Below are 19,887 nucleotides of genomic sequence, written 5' to 3'. Positions count from 1 at the left end.
CCCTGTTTCTCGGTCTCTACTTGATTGATCGGTCAATTAGATGCTAATCCCTGGCCCATGGCAACACTGGACACCGAAAAGCCGGCAAAGGAAAAGGCCGAAGTCAGGCGGCGCGCCGATCTGATCGCGGCGACCATAGCCGAAATCGGCCACTCGGGCTCTCTTGACGTTACGGTGGGCCGGATCGCCAAGCGGGCCGGGATCTCTCCGGCGCTGGCCTTTCACTATTTCGGCGACAAGGAAACCCTGTTTCTCGACGCCATGCGCCATCTTCTGACCGCCTACGGGAGGGACGTGCGCCGCCGCCTGGGTGCCGCCACCGGCGCGCGGGGCCGCGCGGAGGCGATCGTCGGGGCCAGCTTTTCGGAGCAGAACTTCCATCGCGGCTCCATCGCGGCCTGGCTCAACTTCTACGTCCTCGCCCAGAGATCGCCCCAGGCGCGGCGTCTGCTCGACCTCTACCGCCGCCGCCTGGCCTCGAACCTCAGCCATGCGCTGCGCCCCGCGCTGGACGACGGGGCCCCTGCCGCGGCCGAGCGGATCGGCGGGCTGGTGGACGGGCTCTACCTCCACGCCGCGCTCGACGCGGATACCAGCGCCACGGCGGCCCGGGCCCATGTGCTTGCCGCCCTCGACAAAGAGATCGGAGCCCCCGCATGAGCGACGGCACGGCAGCGCCCAACATCCTCGTCCTCATGGTCGACCAGCTGAACGGAACGCTCTTTCCCGACGGGCCCGCCCCGTTCCTGCACGCGCCGAACCTGAAGCGCCTGGCCGCCCGCTCGGTCCGGTTCCGCAACAGCTATACCGCCTCGCCGCTCTGCGCGCCGGCACGCGGGGCCTTCATGTCCGGGAGGCTGCCGTCCTCCACCGGCATCTACGACAACGCGGCCGAATTCCCCTCGGCCCTGCCGACCTACGCCCACCACCTGCGCCGCGCCGGCTACCAGACCGCGCTCAGCGGCAAGATGCATTTCGTCGGCCCCGACCAGCTTCACGGTTTCGAGGCGCGCCTGACCACCGACATCTACCCCGCCGACTTCGGCTGGACCCCGGATTACCGCAAGCCGGGCGAGCGGATCGACTGGTGGTACCACAATCTCGGCTCCGTCACCGGCGCGGGCGTGGCAGAGATCACCAACCAGATGGAATACGACGACGAGGTCGCCCATCACGCCACCGCCAAGCTCTACGACCTCGCCCGCGGCCACGACACCCGGCCCTGGATGCTCACCGTCAGCTTCACCCACCCGCACGACCCCTATGTCGCGCGCCGCCGGTTCTGGGATCTCTACGAGGGCTGCGAACACCTGCAACCGCGCGTCCCGGCGATCCCCTATGACGATCAGGACGCCCATTCGAAGCGTCTGTTCGATGCCAACGACTGGCGCGCCTTCGACATCGGCCCGCAGGACGTCGCCCGGTCGCGCCGCGCGTATTTCGCCAACATCTCCTATCTCGACCGGAAGATCGGAGACATCCTGGACGTGCTTGAGGCCACGCGGCAAGAGGCGATCGTGCTGTTCGTCTCCGACCACGGCGATATGCTGGGAGAGCGCGGCCTGTGGTTCAAGATGAGCTTCTTCGAAGGCTCCGCGCGCGTGCCGATGATGCTCTGCGCCCCCGGTCTGGAGCCGGGCCTGGTGACCGAACCGGTCTCGACCATCGACGTCTGCCCGACGCTTTGCGACCTTGCCGGCGTGGACATGGGCGGCGTCATGCCCTGGACAGAGGGCGAGAGCCTGCGCCCGGTCTGCGCCGGCGCCCCGCGCCGCCAGCCCGTGCGCATGGAATACGCCGCCGAGGGCAGCGTCGCGCCGATGGTGGCGCTGCGGCAGGACCGCTGGAAATACACCAACTGCGCCGTGGACGATGAGCAGCTCTTTGACCTGGACGCCGATCCCGATGAGCTGACCAACCTTGCCGCCGACCCGGCCCATGCCGCGACGCTCGATCGTTTCCGGCTCATGTCCAACGCCCATTGGGATCTGGACCGGTTCGATGCAGACGTCCGCGCCAGCCAGTCCGCCCGCTGGGTCGTCTATGAGGCGCTGAGCCGGGGCGGCCAGTACCCGTGGGATTTCCAGCCGCTGCAGAAGGCGTCAGAGCGTTACATGCGCAACCACATGGATCTCAACGTGGTCGAGGAACGCCAGCGCTTCCCCCGCGGCGAGTGACACGAATTTTCACCGAAAATTCGAGACCCGGAGAACGAATGCAAGATCTGCAGCCCAAGGCCAGCCACTACATTGACGGTGCCTATCACGAAGACACCGGCGGAAATCCGATCCCGGTGATCTATCCCGCCACCGGGGCGGAGATCGCGCGTCTTCACGCCGCGACCGACGCGGTGATCGACCGCGCGCTTGCCGCGGCCAGCGCCGCCCAGCCGGCCTGGGCCGCCCTGACCGGCACGATGCGCGGCCGCATCCTGCGCCGCGCCGCCGACATCCTGCGGGATCGCAACCATGAGATGTCGGTGCTGGAGACCCACGACACCGGCAAGCCGCTGTCCGAGACGCTGGTGGCCGACGCCACCTCCGCCGCCGACGCGCTGGAATATTTCGGCGGTCTGGCCGGCAGCCTGACCGGAGAGCACATTCCCCTTGCGGACGGCGATTTCGTCTATACCCGGCGCGAGGCGCTGGGCGTGGTGCTGGGGATCGGCGCGTGGAACTACCCCACCCAGATCGCCGCGTGGAAGGCCGCGCCGGCGCTGGCCTGCGGCAACACCATGGTGATGAAGCCGAGCGAGACGACGCCGCTCTGCACCCTCAAGCTGGCCGAGATCCTGACCGAGGCCGGCGCCCCCCCGGGCGTGTTCAACGTCGTGCAGGGCTACGGGGCCCAGGCCGCGAAACTGCTGGACGATCCGCGTGTGGCCAAGGTGTCGCTGACCGGATCCGTGCCGACGGGGCGCAAGGTCTATGCCGCCGCCGCCGCGCAGCTCAAGCACGCCACCATGGAGCTGGGCGGCAAGTCGCCCCTGGTGATCTTCGACGACGCGGATCTCGACAACGCCGTGTCCGCCGCGATCAACGCCAATTTCTACTCCACCGGGCAGATCTGCTCGAACGGGACGCGGGTCTTCGTGCAGAAGGGACTCCGCAAGAAATTCCTGAAATCGCTTGCCCGCCGCATGAAGGACGCGGTGATCGGCGATCCGCTGGATGAGGCCACGACGATCGGACCGATGGTCTCCCAGCGCCAGCTCGACATCGTCCTGGATTACATCGAGCAGGGCAAGGTAGAGGGTGCGACGCTGGTGGCCGGCGGCGCGCGTCTCGACCGTCCCGGCTTCTGGATCGCGCCCGCGCTCTTCGCGGATGTCACCGACGACATGGCTATCGCGCGTGAGGAAATCTTCGGCCCGGTCATGTCGGTCCTCGAATTCACCACCGAAGAAGAGGCGATCCGCCGCGCCAACGCCACGGAATTCGGCCTTGCCGCAGGTGTGTTCACCTCCGACCTGGTCCGCGGCCACCGCATCGCCGCCGCGTTCCAGGCCGGCACGACCTATATCAACGCCTACAACCTCACCCCGGTCGAGGCGCCGTTCGGCGGCAGCAAGGCCTCCGGCGTGGGGCGCGAGAACTCCAGGGCCGCCATCGCCCATTACAGCCAGGTCAAGTCCGTCTACGTGTCTCTGAACAAGACCGAGGCACCGTTCTGATGGCGATGATCGACCGGCCGAACGCGCGGCAGCGCCCCACCGGACTCGCGGACCGGACCGCCACGTTCGTGTATCTGACCGGCTACGCCCTGACCGTGCTGAACCACGTCCCCCGGAACGTGTACGCCCTCTTCGCCAAGATCATCCGGTGGTTCACAGTCGGCGTCATGCGGCAGGACCGCGCGATCGGGATCGTCCGCCTCGGCGCCCCCGTCTCGCTGTTCATCGGCTATCCCGGCGCGGACGGGACCGGCTGATGGAAGCAGATTACGTCATCGTCGGCGCGGGCAGCGCCGGCTGCGCCATGGCCTGGCGCCTTACCGAAGCCGGCCGTTCGGTCATCGTGATCGAACACGGCGGATCGGATGCGGGCCCGTTCATCAACATGCCCGGCGCGCTCAGCTATCCGATGGGCATGACGATGTACGACTGGGGCCTGCGGACCGAACCGGAGCCGCATCTGGACGGACGCCGCATGGTCGTGCCGCGCGGCAAGGTGGTCGGTGGCTCGTCTTCGATCAACGGCATGATCTACGTGCGCGGCCATGCGCTCGACTACGACCACTGGGCCGAGCAGGGTGCGGCGGGCTGGGACTACGCCCACGTCCTGCCCTATTTCAAGCGGCTGGAGACCTGGCACGACGGCGGCCACGGGGGCGACCCGTCCTGGCGCGGCACCGACGGTCCGCTCCACGTCACCCGCGGCGCGCGCCGGAACCCGCTGACACGTGCCTTCGTCAAGGCCGGAGGGCAGGCGGGCTACCAGTTGACCGACGACTACAACGGCAAGAAGAACGAGGGCTTCGGCCCCTATGACGCGACGATCTGGAAAGGCGCGCGCTGGTCGGCGGCCAAGGCGTACCTGCGCCCGGCGCTGCGCCGCGACACCTGCACGCTGGTCCGGGCGCTGGCGCGCCGTATCGTCATCGACGAGGGCCGCGCCATCGGGGTCGAGGTCCGCCGCAAGGGCCGTATCGAGACCATCCGCGCGCGGCGCGAAGTCATCCTGGCGGCCTCCGCCATCAATTCGCCCAAGCTTCTGATGCTGTCGGGGATCGGTCCCGCCGACCACCTGTCCGAGCATGGCATCGAGGTGATCGCGGACCGCCCCGGCGTGGGCCAGAACCTGCAGGATCACCTGGAACTCTACATTCAGCAGGCCGCCACCAAGCCGGTCAGCCTCTACCGCTACTGGTCGCTTCTGGGCAAGGCCTATGTCGGCGCAAGATGGCTCGTCACGGGGCGCGGGCCAGGGGCCTCGAACCAGTTCGAAAGCGCCGGATTCGTGCGGTCCCGGGCAGGCATCCGCTATCCCGACATCCAGTACCATTTCCTGCCCATCGCGGTGCGCTACGACGGCCGCACTGCGGTCAAGGGGCACGGCTTTCAGGCCCATGTCGGTCCGATGCGCTCGAAATCCCGGGGACACATCCGGCTCAGCACCCCGGACCCCGACGCCAGCCCGGAGATCCGGTTCAACTATATGGCCCATCCTGAGGACTGGGAAGAGTTCCGCACCTGCATTCGCCTCACGCGCGAGATCTTCGCCCAGCCCGCCTTCGACGACTTCCGCGGCCGGGAGATCAGCCCCGGCGCCGACGTGCAATCCGACGCCGACCTCGATGCCTTCATCCGCGCCGAGGTCGAGAGCGCCTATCACCCCTGCGGCACCTGCCGGATCGGCGCGGCGGACGACCCCATGGCCGTGGTCGATCCCGACTGCCGGGTGATCGGCGTGGACGGGTTGCGCGTGGCCGACAGCTCGATCTTTCCGCGGATCACCAACGGCAACCTGAACGCGCCGTCGATCATGGTGGGCGAAAAGGCCGCGGACCATATCCTGGGAAAGGGGACCTTGCCGCCGTCCAATGCCGAACCCTGGATCCACCCCGACTGGCGGACATGCCAGCGATGAAGCGGATCGGAGCCGACATCGCCCCCCGGCTCGACTGGCGCGGGGCCGTCGCGGCGCTGGAGTCCGGCCACCGCCGTCCCCGCGCCGAAATCGGCGATCTGTTCCTCGGCCCGCCAGAGGCCACGTCCCTGACCCGCGCGGCCCGCATAGAGGGGCTGGGCGTCGGCGTGAAATCCGTGACCGTGCATCCCGGCAACCCGTCGCGCGGCCTGCCGTCCGTCCAGGGCGCGATGCTGGTGTTCGACCCCGACGACGGCCGGCCCACGGCGCTGATCGACTCCGCCCTGGTGACCACGTTCAAGACCGCCGCCGACAGCGTCCTCGGCGCGCGTCTGCTGGCGCGGCCGGATCCCGAAACGCTGCTCATCGTCGGGGCGGGCGCGGTGGCGGCCAGCCTGACCCGCGCCTATCCGGCCAATTTTCCGTCACTGCGGCGAATTATGGTCTGGGCGCGCCGGCCTTCGCAGGCGCAGCAATTTTCCGCGGAACACGGGCGCGACCTGCCCGTTGTGGCAGTCATGGACCTTGCAGACGCGGCGAAGGATGCCGACATCATCTCCACCGCGACCATGGCCGCCGCGCCTGTACTTTCCGGCGAGATGGTGCCAGACGGGGCCCATGTCGACCTGATCGGCGCATTCCGCAAGGACATGCGCGAGGCCGACGACGCCCTGATGAAACGGGGTGCGATCTATGTGGACAGCAAGGCCACGACGATCGACCATATCGGTGAGCTGACGATCCCTCTGTCGGAGGGCACGATTGCACGGGACGACATTCTGGGTGACCTCTACGATCTGGTCGCCGACCGGCCGGACCGCGCGGATGGGGCCGTCACCGTATTCAAGAACGGCGGCGGCGCGCATCTCGACCTGATGATCGCCGACTGGATCGCCCGACACGCGTGATCCGCCGGATGTCCGCCATCCATTCGCCTGCGACCGGGGCCCGAAGCCCCGGAGCAATCCGTACACAAACGAAGGAGATATTCATGAGCCGCATCGCCACCACCCCCGCCGCCTGGAGCAATGAGCTCGACCGCACGCTCGGCGCCGATACCCCGCTCGACACCTGCCTGGAACAGGCCGCCGCGATCGGTTTCACCGGCATCGAGAGCGGATACAAGTTCCCCGAAGACGGCGCGGCGCTTGCCGCCAAGCTGGCAGAGCACGGCCTGACGCTGGCCTCCGCCTCCCACGGGCTGGCCCTGCTGGACCGCTCCGTCGAGGACGAGCGCGCGGCCATGCAGCCCGCCATCGACCGGCTCAAGGCCGCCGGCGGCGATGTGCTGGTGGTCACGGAACTGTCCAACGCCACCTTCGCCGACGACGGCGCGCCGCTGTCGCGCCGGCCCACGCTGGAGGCTGCCGACTGGGAGAGCTTTGCGCTCAAGCTCGACCAGATCGCCACGTTCTGCGCCGATCAGGGCGTCACCTGCGTGTACCGCCATCACGTCGGCACCATCGTGCAGACCCCCGAAGAGATCGACCGCCTGATGATGGAGACCAGCGTCGTGGCGCTGCTCTTCGACACGGCCCAGGTCTACATGGGCGGCGGCGATCCGGCGCAGGTTCTCACCCGCCACCTGCCCCGCGTCCGCCATGTCCGGCTGGGCAACATCCGCGTGCGCGAGCTGACCCGCGCCCGGATGAGCGACGTGTCCCTGCCGGAAGCCGTCCGCATGGGCGTGTTCGCCGTCCCGGGCGACCGCGACGGGTCGGTGGATTTCAAGACCTGCATGAACCTGCTCTCCGCGTCGAACTACGAAGGCTGGGTCGTCGTCTCTGCGGGTCAGGATCCCGCGCAGCGCAAGCCCTCCGATGAGCAGGCCACGGGTTTCGCCACCGTCGACGGTCTGATCGGACGCGCCGGCCTCGCCGCCTGACGGACCCGGGCGCGGGCGCTCCGATGGGGCGCCTGCCAACCGTCGCATCCCGCCTGCGGTAACGACCGCACCGGCGGTGGAAGGCGCGTCCAAAATTCTTGCAGTCCCCCGGAACCCGGTGCAAATTCCGGATCACGGATACAAGGGCCGAACGGCCAGGGGGACGGTAGGATGACCGCCAACGACGATCGCGGCACGCCGGGCGGACGCGGGTGACACGACGCGCGGCCGCGGCGCTGTGCCTTCTATCGCTCTTGGCGCTTGCGGCCTGCACCGGCCCGCAGTCGGCCCTCGACCCCGCGGGGCGCGACAGCGCCACCCTGTCCCGGCTGTTCTGGTTCATGCTCGCCGGCGCGGCGGTGCTCTGGGCGGCGATGAACGGCCTGATGTTCTATGCCTGGCGCGTCGACCCGCGGCCCATGTCTGTCAGGGGCGCGCGGACGCTGATCTTCGCGGGCGGCGTGGTCCTGCCCACGGTCGTCCTATCCGGCCTGCTGGGCTATGGCCTGTCGATCATGCCCGACCAGCGCGCGCCGGGAGACGGCCTTCGCGTGGAGGTTACCGGAGAGCAGTGGTGGTTCCGCGTCGACTACTGGCCCGACGGCGCCGCAGAGCCGATCCGCTCGGCCAATGAACTGGTCCTGCCGGTGGGCAGCCGGTCCGAGATCACGCTCAAGGCCGATCAGGTCATCCACTCGTTCTGGCTACCGTCGCTCGGCGGCAAAACCGACATGATCCCGGGTCGCGTAAACCGCATGTCGCTGGAGCCTACCGATGTGGGCGAGTTCCGCGGCCAATGCGCCGAATTCTGCGGCGAAAGCCACGCCTGGATGGCCTTTACCGCCAAGACCCTGTCGCCCGACGATTTCGCGGCCTGGCTGACGGCCGAGGCCGCCCCCGCCGCGCCCCCCCGGACCGATCTGGCGCGCAGCGGCCGCGACGCCTTCATGGCGCAGGGGTGCGGCGGCTGCCACGCGATCCGCGGCACCCCGGCGCGGGGCCAGGTCGGGCCGGATCTGACGCATCTGGGCAGCCGGCTGAACCTGGCCGCCGGTGCGCTGGAGGTGACGCGCCCCGACCTGATCGCCTGGATCACCGATCCGTCGGCAATCAAGCCCGCGGCCAGGATGCCGGCCTACGACCACCTCGACACCGGCACGATCGCCGCCATGGCCGCCTATCTGGAGGGTCTCCGATGACCTATTTTTCGCCGGCAGATCGCCCCCGAAGGCCGCGGCCGTGACTGACCTCGGCGAAGGATCCCCGCGCCTCGACAGCCGCCGGCGCGACCTGGAAAAAGACCAGGCCCACGTCGCCCGCGGCACCTACCCCCCCACGGAAGAGTCCCTGACCCGGCCCATCGACCCCGAAGAGGCCGAAGCCCAGGCCGACCGCCTGCGCGCGGTCTGGGACGACCCGCCCGGCTGGCGCTACTGGTCGGCGGTGAACAATTCCGAAGTCGGCGTCTGGTATTCGATGACCGCCTTCGGCTTCATGCTGATCGCCGGGGCGCTGGCCCTGGTCATGCGGCTGCAGCTGGCGGTCCCCGACAACGAACTCATCTCGGCGGACCGCTTCAACCAGTTCTTCACCATGCACGGCTCGGCGATGATGTTCCTCTTCGCCGTCCCGATGTTCGAGGCGGTGTCGATCCTGCTGCTGCCGGCCTTCCTGGGCGCCCGGGACATGCCGTTCCCGCGCCTTTCTGCGTACGGTTTCTGGGCCTTCCTGATCGGCGGCGTCTTCGTGATGGGATCGCTCCTCTTCGATGCGGCGCCCAGTTCCGGCTGGTTCATGTATCCGCCGCTCTCGACCCTGGACGAAGGCCTGGGCACCGACATCTGGCTTCTTGGCCTCAGCTTCATAGAGGTCGCGTCGATCGCCGCGGCGGTGGAGCTTATCGTCGGCACGATCAAATGCCGCCCGCCCGGAATGCGCATCAACCTGATGCCGCTCTACGCCTGGTACGTCCTGGTCGTCGGGGCGATGATCCTCTTCGCCTTCCCGCCGCTCATCGCCGGGGACTTCCTGCTGGAGCTTCAGCGCAGCCTCGACTGGCCGTTCTTCGATCCGGCCCGCGGCGGCGATCCGCTCCTGTGGCAGCACCTGTTCTGGATCTTCGGCCATCCGGAGGTCTACATCGTCTTCCTGCCCTCCATCGCCGTCGCCGCCATGATCGTGCCCGCCGCGGCGCAGCGTCCGATGGTGGGCTACAACTGGATCGTGCTGTCGGCCGTGGGCACGGGGTTCCTCAGCTTCGGGCTCTGGGTGCACCACATGTTCACCACCGGGCTGCCGTCGATCAGCCTGGGGTTCTTCTCGGCCGCGTCGGAGGCCGTCGTCATCCCCACCGGCATCCAGCTCTTCGCCTTCGTGGCGACGCTGCTGGCCGGCCGGGTCAAGATGATCCTGCCGATGCTGTGGATCGCGGGCGCCCTGGCGATCTTCACCGTCGGGGGGCTGACCGGCGTCATGGTCGCGCTGGCACCCTTCGACTGGCAGGCCCACGACACGTACTTCATCGTCGCGCATCTGCACTACACGCTCTTCGGCGGCATGGTCTTTCCGCTGATCGGCGGGATCTATTTCTTCTATCCGTTCATCCGCAAGCGGACCTTGTCGGAGCGGCTCGGCCGGATCTCCTTCTGGCTGACGTTCACCGGCTTCAACATCGCCTTCCTGCCCATGCACCTGACCGGCCTCAGGGGGATGCCGCGCCGGGTCTACACCTATCCCGGCGACGTGGGCTGGGACACGCTCAACATGATCTCGACCGTGGGCGCCTTCGTGGTGGCCGCCGGCATCCTGGTGTTCGCCTGGGACCTGGTCCGCCCCAAGGGCGCGCCGATGTCGACGCGCAATCCCTGGAACGCCGGCAGCCTGATGTGGTCGCACGACATCCCCGACCAGTTCTGGGGCGTGCGCTCGATCCCCTACGTCACGTCGCGCAACCCGCTCTGGGACCAGCCCGGCATCGTCGCGCGCATGGACCAGGGCGGCTACTACCTGCCCGACGCAAGGGAGGGGCTGCGCGAGACCATCGTCACCTCCGCCATCGACGCGCGCCCGCAGCTGGTGGCGCGGGTCACCGGCCCCGCCTGGTGCACGATCTGGGCGGCGGTCTTCACCGGCGGCGCGTTCATCTTCCCGACCTTCTCCTGGTATCTGCCGGCCCTGCTCAGCGGCATCGCCGCGGTGGCCTGCATCGTCTGGTGGCTCTGGACCTCGACCGCGCTGATCCCCGAACGACCCATGAAGGACGTGGGCCTGGGCCTCAGCCTGCCGACCTATGTCTCGGGGCCGTCGGCGCCGGGCTGGTGGGGTGTGTTCATCACCATGCTGGGCGACATGGTCGCCTTCGCGTCGCTGATCTTCGGGATGTTCTTCTACTGGACCGCGCGCCCCGACTTCCCGCCGCCTCAGGCGGAACACGCCGCCGGCGGATGGGTCGTTGCTTCGGCGCTGCTCTACACGGCCAGCTGGGCGGCCACGCGCGCCGCCCGCCCCGTCCAGCGCCGGGGGCGGGTGCCCCTGGCGCAGGTGCTGCTGACGGCCGGCGCGCTCACGGCCACCGCCGGCGCGGCGGCATTGGTGCTCAGCGTCTCCGGCCTCGACCCCACGTCGCATGTCTATCCCGCGATGCTCTACGCGGTCGCCGTCTGGACTGCCGCCCATACCGTTGCCGGCGTGGTCATGCAGCTCTACTGCCTGGCCGGAACCGTCTGGGGAAAGGTGCTGCCCGAATACGACGCGCCGGTATGGAACACGGTGCTCTTCTGGCACTTCATGCTGGTGACGGCCCTGGGCTCGGCCGCCGCCATCGGCCTGCTTCCGAGGCTGCTCTGATGGCCGGCCGCGACAAGCCGGACCTGCCGGCGCACCGCAGCCTGTTCCGGACGATCCTGGCGCCGACCGTCTGGGCGGTGCATTTCCTGTTCGTCTACGGGTTCTCCGCCGTCTGGTGCGCCAAGGACTGGGGGGCGGCCGGGACGCTCTCGTGGTCGATCACCGCCGCCACGCTCCTGGCGCTGGCGCTGATCGTCGGTCTGGCCGTCGCCATGTGGCGCCAGTGGGACTACATGGACGACAACGACTACATCCACGATCTGTCCACGGACGAGCATCGCCGCGAATTTCTCGGCCATGCCGGCTTCATGCTCGCCTGCCTCAGCTTCGTGGCGGTGGTCTTCTCGACCATGCCGGCCTGGTTCGCGGGAACCTGCCTGTGAGACCGGTGCCCCTCACCCTGGGCCTCGTCGCGCTCGCCCTTGTCTGGGGGCTGCCGCTGGAGGGGCGGGCCGGGCCGTTTCCCGTCCACATGATCCGCCACATGACGCTGGTCGCCATCGTCCCGCCGATCCTGGTGGCCGGGCTGCCGCGCCTGCCGTCGCCGCCGATCCTCATCGCCGCGCTGGTCGAGTTCGCCGTGGTCTGGGGCTGGCACGCCCCCGCCCTGCATGAGGCCGCCTGGCGCGCGGTCCCGGTCTTCGCGGTCGAGCAGGCCAGCTTCCTGGCCGCCGGGCTCCTGGTCTGGTCCTCCGCCCTCCAGGGCCGGGCGCCGCTGGCCGGGGCGGGCGGAATGCTCCTCACCTCCATGCACATGACCCTGCTGGGGGCACTGCTGATCCTGTCGCCCACGGCGCTCTACAGCTACAGCGGCCTGGCGCAGCAGCAGATCGGCGGCATGCTCATGCTGGCCATCGGCACCCCCGTCTATCTTGTCGCCGGGCTCTGGCTCACGTCCCGCGCCCTTGGGCAGGATCCGGAGGCCCGGCCATGACCAAACCCTTCGTCCGTCCTCAGATCGTCCGGGGGTCTGTCCAGGCCCGCCCCGGTCGGAACGGCCAGCGTCCCGGAAGCGTGACCCACCCATGAAGATCCACGTCAGATCCGTCCTCCTGACCCTCGCCGCGCTCGCGGCGCTCGGCGCCGTCGGGGCAGGGGCCGTGGTCGGTTTCGGCCTCTACAACGTCTCGGCCCGGGTCGGGCACTGGCCGGGCGTGTCCTGGATCCTCAACACCACCTTCCGCAACTCGGCCGCGCTGCGGGCGCCCGCCGCCGACACGGTGCCCGAACTCACCGACGCCATGGCCGCCCTGGGCGCGCGGCATTACGACACCGCCTGCCGGGTGTGCCACGCCGCGCCCGGACAGGAAAAGACCGCGACGACCCGCGCGATGGTCCCCGAACCCCCGCATATCACCGAGGCCGTGCAGACCTGGTCTCCGGCCGAGCTGCACTGGATCGTGGACGAGGGCGTGAAGATGTCCGGAATGCCCTACTGGCCCGCCGACCGCCCCGATGAGGTCTGGCCCGTGGTCGCCTTCCTGATGGAGGTCAAGGCGGGCATGACCGGCCAGCGGTACGACCGGCTCGCCGGCCGCGACGACGGCCGTGCGCCGGAGGGGTTCGCCTATTGCGCCTCCTGCCACGGGGCCACCGGGGCCGCCGGGAACCCCGACATTCCCCGGCTGGACATTCTGTCCCAGACCTACATGACCCAGTCTCTCGCCGCCTATCTCAGCGGTGCGCGCGGCAGCGGCATCATGGCGCAGGCCGCGTCGGAGGCGCCGGAGGGAGCACTTCCCGGCTATGCCCGCCGCTTTGCCGCCATCGCCCCCGCCGGTGAGCGGGCGCCGCCCACATCGCTCGGCGCGGCGGGTGAGGCCATCGCCATGGCCGGCGTGCCGGGGTCCGACGTGCCCGCCTGCGCGGCCTGCCACGGCCCCTGGCCGGAGCCGCTCGATCCGGCCTACCCGTCGCTGTCGGGCCAGTACCGCCCCTATCTGGAGGCGCAGCTGAGGCTCTGGCGCGACGGGGCGCGCGGCGGCACGCGGGTGGCCGGGCTGATGCATGAGGCTGCCAGACGCCTGTCGGACGCCGACATCGCCGCCGTCTCCGCGTGGTACGCGGGCCGGGCGCCCGCCAGGATCCCGTCGGATCGGGCCCGGCCCGCCCCCGGGGAGGGGGACGCGCCCGGCCCCCGATCCCGCCGTCCCTCCCCCGACCAAGGTCGTAGTCGATGAAATTGTGATCGCCCGCGGAACGGTTTAGGCTTTCCTTGCCGCTGACCGTGGCAGATTGTCGAACAGGTCCTGAACCGTAGCCCGGAGAGAGTTTCCATGAGTGCATCCCCCGTCTCCCGCAGACATCTCCTCCTCGGGACCGCCGTCGCGGGCGCGTCCGCCGCTCTGGCCAAGGGCGCGGAGGCCGCCGACGTCCCGGTGCCCGGCCCCGACGATCACCTGACCGTGACGCTCAAGGACACGCCCCACACCCGCGCCTATTACGCGCTGGCCCGCGAAACCTGAGGAAAGACCAGATGCTCAAGCGCAAATCCTCCACCGCCCGCAGCCGCCGCAGCGGCCCCCGCGCGGACCTCACCCCGGCCCAGGCCGGCGGGCAGCTGTCCCGCCGCGGGTTCCTGCAGACCTCCGGCGTCGTCGGACTGGGCCTCGCGGGCATCGCCGGCAGCCAGCCGCGCACCGCCCGCGCGCAGACCGCGCAGGAGGCCGCCGACCTGCCCGAGTTCAAGAAGACGATCTGCCAGTTCTGCTCGGTCGGCTGCTCCATCTGGGCGGAAGTCCAGAACGGTGTCTGGGTGGGGCAGGAGCCCGCCTTCGAGAGTCCGATCAACCAGGGCACCCATTGCGCCAAGGGCGCCGCCATGCGTGAGATCTCGATCGGCGAGCGGCGGCTCAAGTACCCGATGAAGAAGGTCGGCGGCGAATGGACCCGGATCAGCTGGGACCAGGCCCTGTCCGAAATCGCCGAGAAGTTGCTGGCGATCCGCGACGAGTTCGGCCCCGACAGCGCCTATTGGCTGGGATCGGCCAAGTTCTCGAACGAACAGGCCTATCTGTTCCGCAAGTTCGCCGCCTACTGGGGCACCAACAACGTCGATCACCAGGCGCGGATCTGTCACTCGACCACCGTCGCGGGCGTGGCCAACTCCTTCGGCTACGGCGCGATGACCAACACGTTCAACGACATCCGCAACTCCAAGAGCATGATCATCATCGGCGGCAACCCCGCCGAGGCGCATCCCGTCTCCATGCTCCACGTCCTGCGCGCGCGTGAGAGCGGCTCGAAGCTGATCGTCGTCGATCCGCGCTTCACCCGCACCGCCGCCCATGCCGACGAATACGTGCGCATCCGCCCGGGCGCCGACATCCCGTTCATCTGGGGCATCATCCGCGAGATCTTTGCCAACGGCTGGGAGGACAAGGAATACCTCGACCAGCGCGTCTGGAACATCGAGGAGGTCCGCGCCGAGGTCGAGAACTGGACCCCCGAAGAGGTCGAGAACGTCGCCGGCATTCCCGCCGAGCAGACGCGCAAGGTCGCCCGGATGCTGGCGGAAAGCCGCCCCGGCACGCTGATCTGGTGCATGGGCCTGACCCAGCACACGATCGGGTCGTCCAACACCCGCGCCGCGTCGATCCTGCAGCTCGTGCTGGGCAACATCGGCAAGGAAGGCGGCGGCGCCAACATCTTCCGCGGGCACGACAACGTGCAGGGCGCGACCGACCTGGGCGTGGCCGTGGACAGCCTGCCGGCCTATTACGGCCTGGCCGAAGGCGCGTGGAAGCACTGGTGCCGCGTCTGGGACACCGATTACGACTGGATGACGGCGCGCTTCGCCTCCAAGGAGCTGATGGGCGCCGCGGGAATGCCGCTCAGCCGCTACATGGACGCGATCACCGAGGCGGCCGAAAACCTCGACCAGCCCAATCCCGTCAAGGCGATGATGTTCTGGGGCCATGCCGCCAACTCCATCACCCGCGGTCCGGCGCAGATGCAGGCGCTGGAGACCGTCGACCTGCTCTGCGTCATCGACCCTGTGCCGACCCAGGTCGCGATCATGACCAGGAAGCAGGACAACGTGTACCTGCTGCCGGCCTGCACCACCGCCGAAATCGACGGTTCGGTCACCAACTCCAACCGGTCCGTCCAGTGGCGCGACAAGGTGTTCGACCCGCTCTTCGAATCGAAGTCGGACTATGAGATCACCTATCGCCTTGCCGCCGCGCTGGGCTTCGCGGACGAGATGTTCAAGCACATCGAGGTCAAGGACAACAATCCCCAGGCCGAAAGCGTCCTGCGAGAGATCAACCGCGGCACCTGGACCATCGGCTATACCGGCCAGAGTCCCGAACGCCTCAAGCGCCACATGCGCCAGCAGGAGGATTTCGACGGGCTCACCCTGCTGGGCAAGCCCGGCACGGAGGTCGAGGGAGAGTATTTCTGCCTGCCCTGGCCCGCCTGGGGCACGCCGGAGATGGGACATCCGGGCACGCCGATCCTCTACGACACGTCCAAGACCGTGGCAAAGGGCGGCCTGCCGTTCCGCGCCCGCTGGGGCGTGGAATACGAAGGGTCGAACCTGCTTGCCGTCGACAGCTTCACCAAGGACTCCGACATCGAGGACGGCTACCCCGAGGTGACGCTCGGCATGCTCCACGCGCTGGGCTGGTCGAATGAGTTGACCGCCAAGGAACGGCTCATCATCGCCTCTATCGGCGCGGACACGTTCGAATGGTCGATGTTCGACATATCGGAAGAGGACGCCAAGGCGCGCATCGCCGGCATGTCGCTGGCGCAGCTGGCCGGCGGCAAGTCCGGCGGATCTAACGACGTCGACGGGTCCTGGCAGGGCGGTCAGGGCGGTCGCGCCAAGGCTCCCACCCAGCAGACAACGGACAACTACAGCGGCTATCCGCAAAAGGCGCTGGTCGCGATCCAAGCCTATATCAACAACAACGAGGATGCGCCCGACGGGGAAACGAAGTCGATCCAGGCCAAGATAGAGGCCGTCAACTGGAAGACCGACCTGTCCGGCGGCCTTCAGCGGGTCGCCATCGCCCACGGTCTGGCGCCCTACGGCAACGGCAAGGCGCGCGCCGTGGTCTGGAACTTCCCCGATCCCGTGCCGCTGCACCGCGAGCCGCTCTACACCCCGCGCCGCGACCTGCTGCCCAAATACGCCACCTACGACGACCGCCGCCTGTGGCGCCTGCCGGTCAAGTACGCCTCCATCCAGGAGCAGGACTTCACCCCGGACTTCCCGATGGTGCTGACCTCCGGCCGGCTGGTCGAATACGAGGGCGGCGGTGACGAGACCCGCTCGAACAAGTGGCTGGCCGAATTCCAGCAGCAGATGTTCGTCGAGCTGAACCCCGAGGATGCCGGCACCGCCGGTGTGGGCATGGGCGACATGGTGTGGGTCGAAACCCCGGAGGGCCGGGTCCGCGTCGCGGCCCTGGTGACCAAGCGCGTCGGTCCCGGCACGGTGTTCATGCCGTTCCACTTCGCCGGCTACTTCCAGGGCGAGGATCTGACCGGCAACTATCCAACCGGCACCGTCCCCTTCGTCACCGGAGAGGCCGCCAATACCGCCTGGACCTACGGCTACGACGTGGTGACCCAGATGCAGGAAACCAAAGCCACCCTCTGCCGCATCTCGCAGGCCTAAGGAGCGACACATGGCACGAGTCAAATTTCTCTGCGATACGGACCGTTGCATCGAATGCAACGCCTGCGCGACCTCCTGCAAGAACGAGAACGAGGTCCCCTGGGGCATGGTCCGGCGCCGCGTCGTGACCATCGGCGACGGTGAACCGGGTGAAAAATCCATCGCCATCTCCTGCATGCACTGCACGGATGCGCCCTGCGTGGCGGTCTGCCCGGTCTCGACCCTCTACCAGACCGACATCGGCGTGGTGCTGCACAACAAGGACACCTGCATCGGCTGCGGCTACTGCTTTTACGCCTGTCCCTTCGGCGCGCCGCAGTTCCCGCGCTCTACGCTCTTCGGCACCCGCGGCATCATGGACAAGTGCACCTATTGCGCCGGCGGGCCGGAAGAGAACGGCTCCGAGGCGGAGTTCAAGAAATACGGCCGCAACCGCATCGCAGAGGGCAAGCTGCCGATCTGCGCAGAGGTCTGCTCGACCCGCGCGCTCCTGGCCGGCGACGGAGAGGTGATCGGAGAGATCTACCGCGAGCGCGTCGTCGCCCGCGGGTTCGGCACCGGCGCCTGGGGCTGGGAAACCGCCTATTACCCTGAGGAGGCCTGATCCATGACCGACGCGACCCATGGCGCCCATCGCCCGCGCGACCCGCACGGCTCTCCGCCGCCCTTCACCGGCTACCGCATCTTCGGCGCGGTGATGGTCCTGCTCCTGCTCATCGCCCTGGCGGTGCAGGTGTTCGAACTTTTCGACGGCGACAACCGTACCGTGCCGGAAGTCCGCTGGGGCAGCCCGCCGACCTCCGAGGTTCAGTCCGGTCTGTCCAGCGTCGGGGCTACCGACATGCTGCGAGAGCGGGCCACGCTGCAGGGGCCGCGCGACATCTACGGCCCGTCGCCGGAGGATGACCGCTCCTTCCAGGTCGGGTCCGAAACGCGGCTGAACACCGAAGCCATCCCCAATCCCGACGGCTTTCTCACCGGCGCCTGGTCCACGCCGGACGCCGACACCCTGCCGCTCGTCCGCGGCACCGACCGGGTCGAGGGGATCTCGTCGCTCCCCTACACCGGCGCGGCGATCTATGAGCGTCCCTTCGCCCGGGACTGGCGCCTGGGGCTTGCCGATATCGCCACGCATCTGGGCGCGCTGGTGATCCTGGGCTTCTCCCTGCTCCTGGCGCTGATGCTGGCGCTGCGCGGCCGCGTTCCCATCGTGCGCGGCAAGTCCGGCCGGAAGGTCGAGCGGTTCGGCTGGTTCGAGCGTGCGACCCACTGGATGACCTCGGTCAGCTTCCTGATGCTGGCGCTGACCGGCATCGTCATCGCCTATGGCGACACGCTGATCCTGCCGTTCGGCGACGCGCTGCTGGGCTCCACCGGCTGGCTGGCGACCTGGGGCCACATGATGTTCTTTCCGTCCTTCGCGCTGGGCGTGGTGATCATGTTCGTCATGTGGGTTCGCCACAACCTGCCGTCGCGGCTGGATGTCAACTGGCTGGCCAAGGGCGGCGGCATGTTCTCGGACGACGTGCATCCCTCGGCCCGCAAGTTCAACGCCGGACAAAAGCTCATCTTCTGGTCGGTGATCCTGGGCGGCGGCGCGATGATCCTGTCGGGGGTCCTGCTGATGTTCCCGTTCTTCCTGCTGGACATCAACGGGATGGGGTGGACGATGCTGATCCACGCCGTCGTCGGGCTGATCATGATCGCCATCATCATCGGCCATATCTACATCGGCTCGGTCGGGATGCAGGGCGCGTTCTGGGCCATGTGGTCCGGTGAGGTGGACCGCAACTGGGCCGCAGAGCATCACGACCTCTGGCTTTCGGACATGGAAGAGAAAGGATCGGCACGATGATCGGATTCCTGACCGGCACCGCCGCCGCCGTCCTTCTGGCCGTGGTCACCTGGGTGGGCATGGAGACCCTCTATGTCCCGACAGAGATCCGCTATGGCGGCCCCCAGGTCCATCTGAGCGAGAACGTGATCGAGGAAACCGTCGGAGGCCAGTAGCGGACGGGCCTGGTTCCGGCGGCGTCGTCTGCGGAACGCGACCGGGGCGCTGTCCCGGTCGCGCCGCGGTCCCGCAGCCGCATCCGATCGGCCCGCAGGCGCCCCGGCAGCCCCCGGCATCACGGCCGGACCGACCGCGGTGCCGGGCAGGGGCCCTGCGGGCGGCGCAAAGGGACTGGTCCTCCGCTTGGGACCCGGGGCGCTGGATCACCGACATACTGCCGAACCAAGCGGGGCCATGCGGCGAAAGGCACCGCCGCAAAGGCGCACCTCGCCCGCTTCCCGGCGCGCGGCGGCGAGCGGACACCGCCTCCCCCCCGCCAAGGCGCCTCAGATCATCCGCTTGATCGCCGGGCCGTGGCCGTCGGGCGCGGCCAGCACATCCGCCGACAGTGCCGCCGCCGCCGCATCCACGTCCTCTGCCACGGCATCCAGAAGGCCCATGGCCAGCGCCTCTGCGGCGCCGACCTTCGCCCCGCCCATGAGCAGCAGCTTCGCCCGCGACGGCCCCACAAGGGCGCGCAGCCGCCCCGGGTCGGACGGCTGCGGCAGGTAGCCCAGCCGCATCACCGGATAGAACATCCGCGCCTCCGGCACCGCCACGCGCAGGTCGCAGGCCAGCACCATGCCCAGCGCGCCCCCGGCGCAGGACCCGTTCAGCGCCGCGATGCTCAGCCCCGCGAACCCCGCCACGGCGGCAGAGACCTCCTCCCACAGCGGCGATGTCGCCAGACCCGCCCGCGCCGCCTCCAGATCGGCCCCGGCGGAGAACACCGTCCCCGCGCCGGTCAGCACCAGCACCCGGTCCTGTGCCGCCAGAACCGCGTCCCGCAGGGCCGCTAGCATCTCCGCGGTCAGGGCGTTCGCCTTCCCGGGCCGGTCCAGCACGATCCGCGCGATGCCGCCGGACCGCGCCACGACCACGCCGG

Annotated in this window: 18 protein-coding genes; 17 read left to right on the top strand and 1 reads right to left on the bottom strand. The window is 68.9% G+C overall.

Features of this window, described 5'->3' with window-relative positions:
* Positions 1-57: 57 nt before the first annotated feature.
* From betI to KW83_RS21000, 17 genes are all read left to right on the top strand, one after another.
* On the top strand, positions 58-660 hold the full coding sequence (gene betI, locus KW83_RS14495; RefSeq protein WP_051928536.1) for a transcriptional regulator BetI: 603 nt from the start codon (positions 58-60) through the stop codon (positions 658-660).
* The gene (gene betC / locus KW83_RS14490) at positions 657-2,177 is read left to right on the top strand and encodes a choline-sulfatase (RefSeq protein ID WP_036180295.1); all 1,521 of its coding nucleotides are present in this window, start codon (positions 657-659) and stop codon (positions 2,175-2,177) included. Before betI ends, betC begins: the two co-directional genes overlap by 4 nt.
* Positions 2,178-2,215: 38 nt before the next feature.
* A complete protein-coding gene (betB, locus tag KW83_RS14485; protein ID WP_036180292.1) occupies positions 2,216-3,673 on the top strand; it encodes a betaine-aldehyde dehydrogenase in 1,458 nt (485 codons plus the stop codon).
* On the top strand, positions 3,673-3,930 hold the full coding sequence (locus KW83_RS14480; protein ID WP_081904627.1) for a DUF6552 family protein: 258 nt from the start codon (positions 3,673-3,675) through the stop codon (positions 3,928-3,930). Before betB ends, KW83_RS14480 begins: the two co-directional genes overlap by 1 nt.
* On the top strand, positions 3,930-5,588 hold the full coding sequence (gene betA / locus KW83_RS14475; protein WP_036180289.1) for a choline dehydrogenase: 1,659 nt from the start codon (positions 3,930-3,932) through the stop codon (positions 5,586-5,588). The genes KW83_RS14480 and betA overlap by 1 nt, the downstream gene beginning before the upstream one ends.
* On the top strand, positions 5,585-6,496 hold the full coding sequence (locus tag KW83_RS14470) for an ornithine cyclodeaminase family protein (RefSeq protein ID WP_036180286.1): 912 nt from the start codon (positions 5,585-5,587) through the stop codon (positions 6,494-6,496). The genes betA and KW83_RS14470 overlap by 4 nt, the downstream gene beginning before the upstream one ends.
* A gap of 83 nt (positions 6,497-6,579) precedes the next feature.
* A complete protein-coding gene (locus tag KW83_RS14465; RefSeq protein WP_036180283.1) occupies positions 6,580-7,473 on the top strand; it encodes a TIM barrel protein in 894 nt (297 codons plus the stop codon).
* A 212-nt stretch (positions 7,474-7,685) separates the two neighbouring features.
* Positions 7,686-8,672 carry a cytochrome c oxidase subunit II gene (locus KW83_RS14460; protein WP_036180280.1) on the top strand — a complete coding sequence of 329 codons (987 nt, stop codon included), beginning with the start codon at positions 7,686-7,688 and terminating at the stop codon, positions 8,670-8,672.
* A 91-nt stretch (positions 8,673-8,763) separates the two neighbouring features.
* Entirely contained in the window at positions 8,764-11,319 is a 2,556-nt protein-coding gene (locus KW83_RS14455; protein ID WP_036180365.1) for a cbb3-type cytochrome c oxidase subunit I, read from the top strand.
* Positions 11,319-11,702 (top strand): hypothetical protein, encoded by a 384-nt coding sequence (locus tag KW83_RS14450; protein ID WP_051928535.1) that lies wholly within the window; start codon positions 11,319-11,321, stop codon positions 11,700-11,702. Before KW83_RS14455 ends, KW83_RS14450 begins: the two co-directional genes overlap by 1 nt.
* Before the next feature lie 5 nt (positions 11,703-11,707).
* Entirely contained in the window at positions 11,708-12,253 is a 546-nt protein-coding gene (locus KW83_RS14445; RefSeq protein WP_407667870.1) for a cytochrome c oxidase assembly protein, read from the top strand.
* A gap of 91 nt (positions 12,254-12,344) precedes the next feature.
* Positions 12,345-13,499 carry a c-type cytochrome gene (locus tag KW83_RS14440; RefSeq protein WP_081904624.1) on the top strand — a complete coding sequence of 385 codons (1,155 nt, stop codon included), beginning with the start codon at positions 12,345-12,347 and terminating at the stop codon, positions 13,497-13,499.
* A 96-nt stretch (positions 13,500-13,595) separates the two neighbouring features.
* A complete protein-coding gene (locus KW83_RS14435) occupies positions 13,596-13,784 on the top strand; it encodes a twin-arginine translocation signal domain-containing protein (protein ID WP_036180274.1) in 189 nt (62 codons plus the stop codon).
* Positions 13,785-13,795: 11 nt separating this feature from the next.
* The gene (locus KW83_RS14430) at positions 13,796-16,948 is read left to right on the top strand and encodes a formate dehydrogenase subunit alpha (RefSeq protein ID WP_036180272.1); all 3,153 of its coding nucleotides are present in this window, start codon (positions 13,796-13,798) and stop codon (positions 16,946-16,948) included.
* 10 nt (positions 16,949-16,958) lie between these two features.
* Positions 16,959-17,552, top strand: a complete 594-nt coding sequence (fdh3B, locus tag KW83_RS14425) for a formate dehydrogenase FDH3 subunit beta (RefSeq protein ID WP_036180269.1) — start codon at positions 16,959-16,961, stop codon at positions 17,550-17,552.
* Between the two features lie 3 nt (positions 17,553-17,555).
* Entirely contained in the window at positions 17,556-18,803 is a 1,248-nt protein-coding gene (locus KW83_RS14420) for a formate dehydrogenase subunit gamma (RefSeq protein ID WP_051928534.1), read from the top strand.
* A complete protein-coding gene (locus tag KW83_RS21000; protein ID WP_161785507.1) occupies positions 18,800-18,958 on the top strand; it encodes a hypothetical protein in 159 nt (52 codons plus the stop codon). The genes KW83_RS14420 and KW83_RS21000 overlap by 4 nt, the downstream gene beginning before the upstream one ends.
* 330 nt (positions 18,959-19,288) lie before the next feature.
* On the opposite strand, the gene KW83_RS14415 is transcribed toward KW83_RS21000, so the two are convergent.
* Positions 19,289-19,882: an enoyl-CoA hydratase/isomerase family protein gene (locus tag KW83_RS14415; protein ID WP_036180266.1), complete on the bottom strand. Its 594-nt coding sequence runs from the start codon at positions 19,880-19,882 to the stop codon at positions 19,289-19,291.
* Positions 19,883-19,887 lie beyond the last annotated feature (5 nt).

The sequence above is a fragment of the Palleronia rufa genome, assembly GCF_000743715.1.
Taxonomy (GTDB): Bacteria; Pseudomonadota; Alphaproteobacteria; order Rhodobacterales; family Rhodobacteraceae; genus Palleronia; species Palleronia rufa.
The sequence above is the reverse complement of the archived record's forward strand: the minus strand, read 5'-3'. Positions and strand labels throughout refer to the sequence as shown.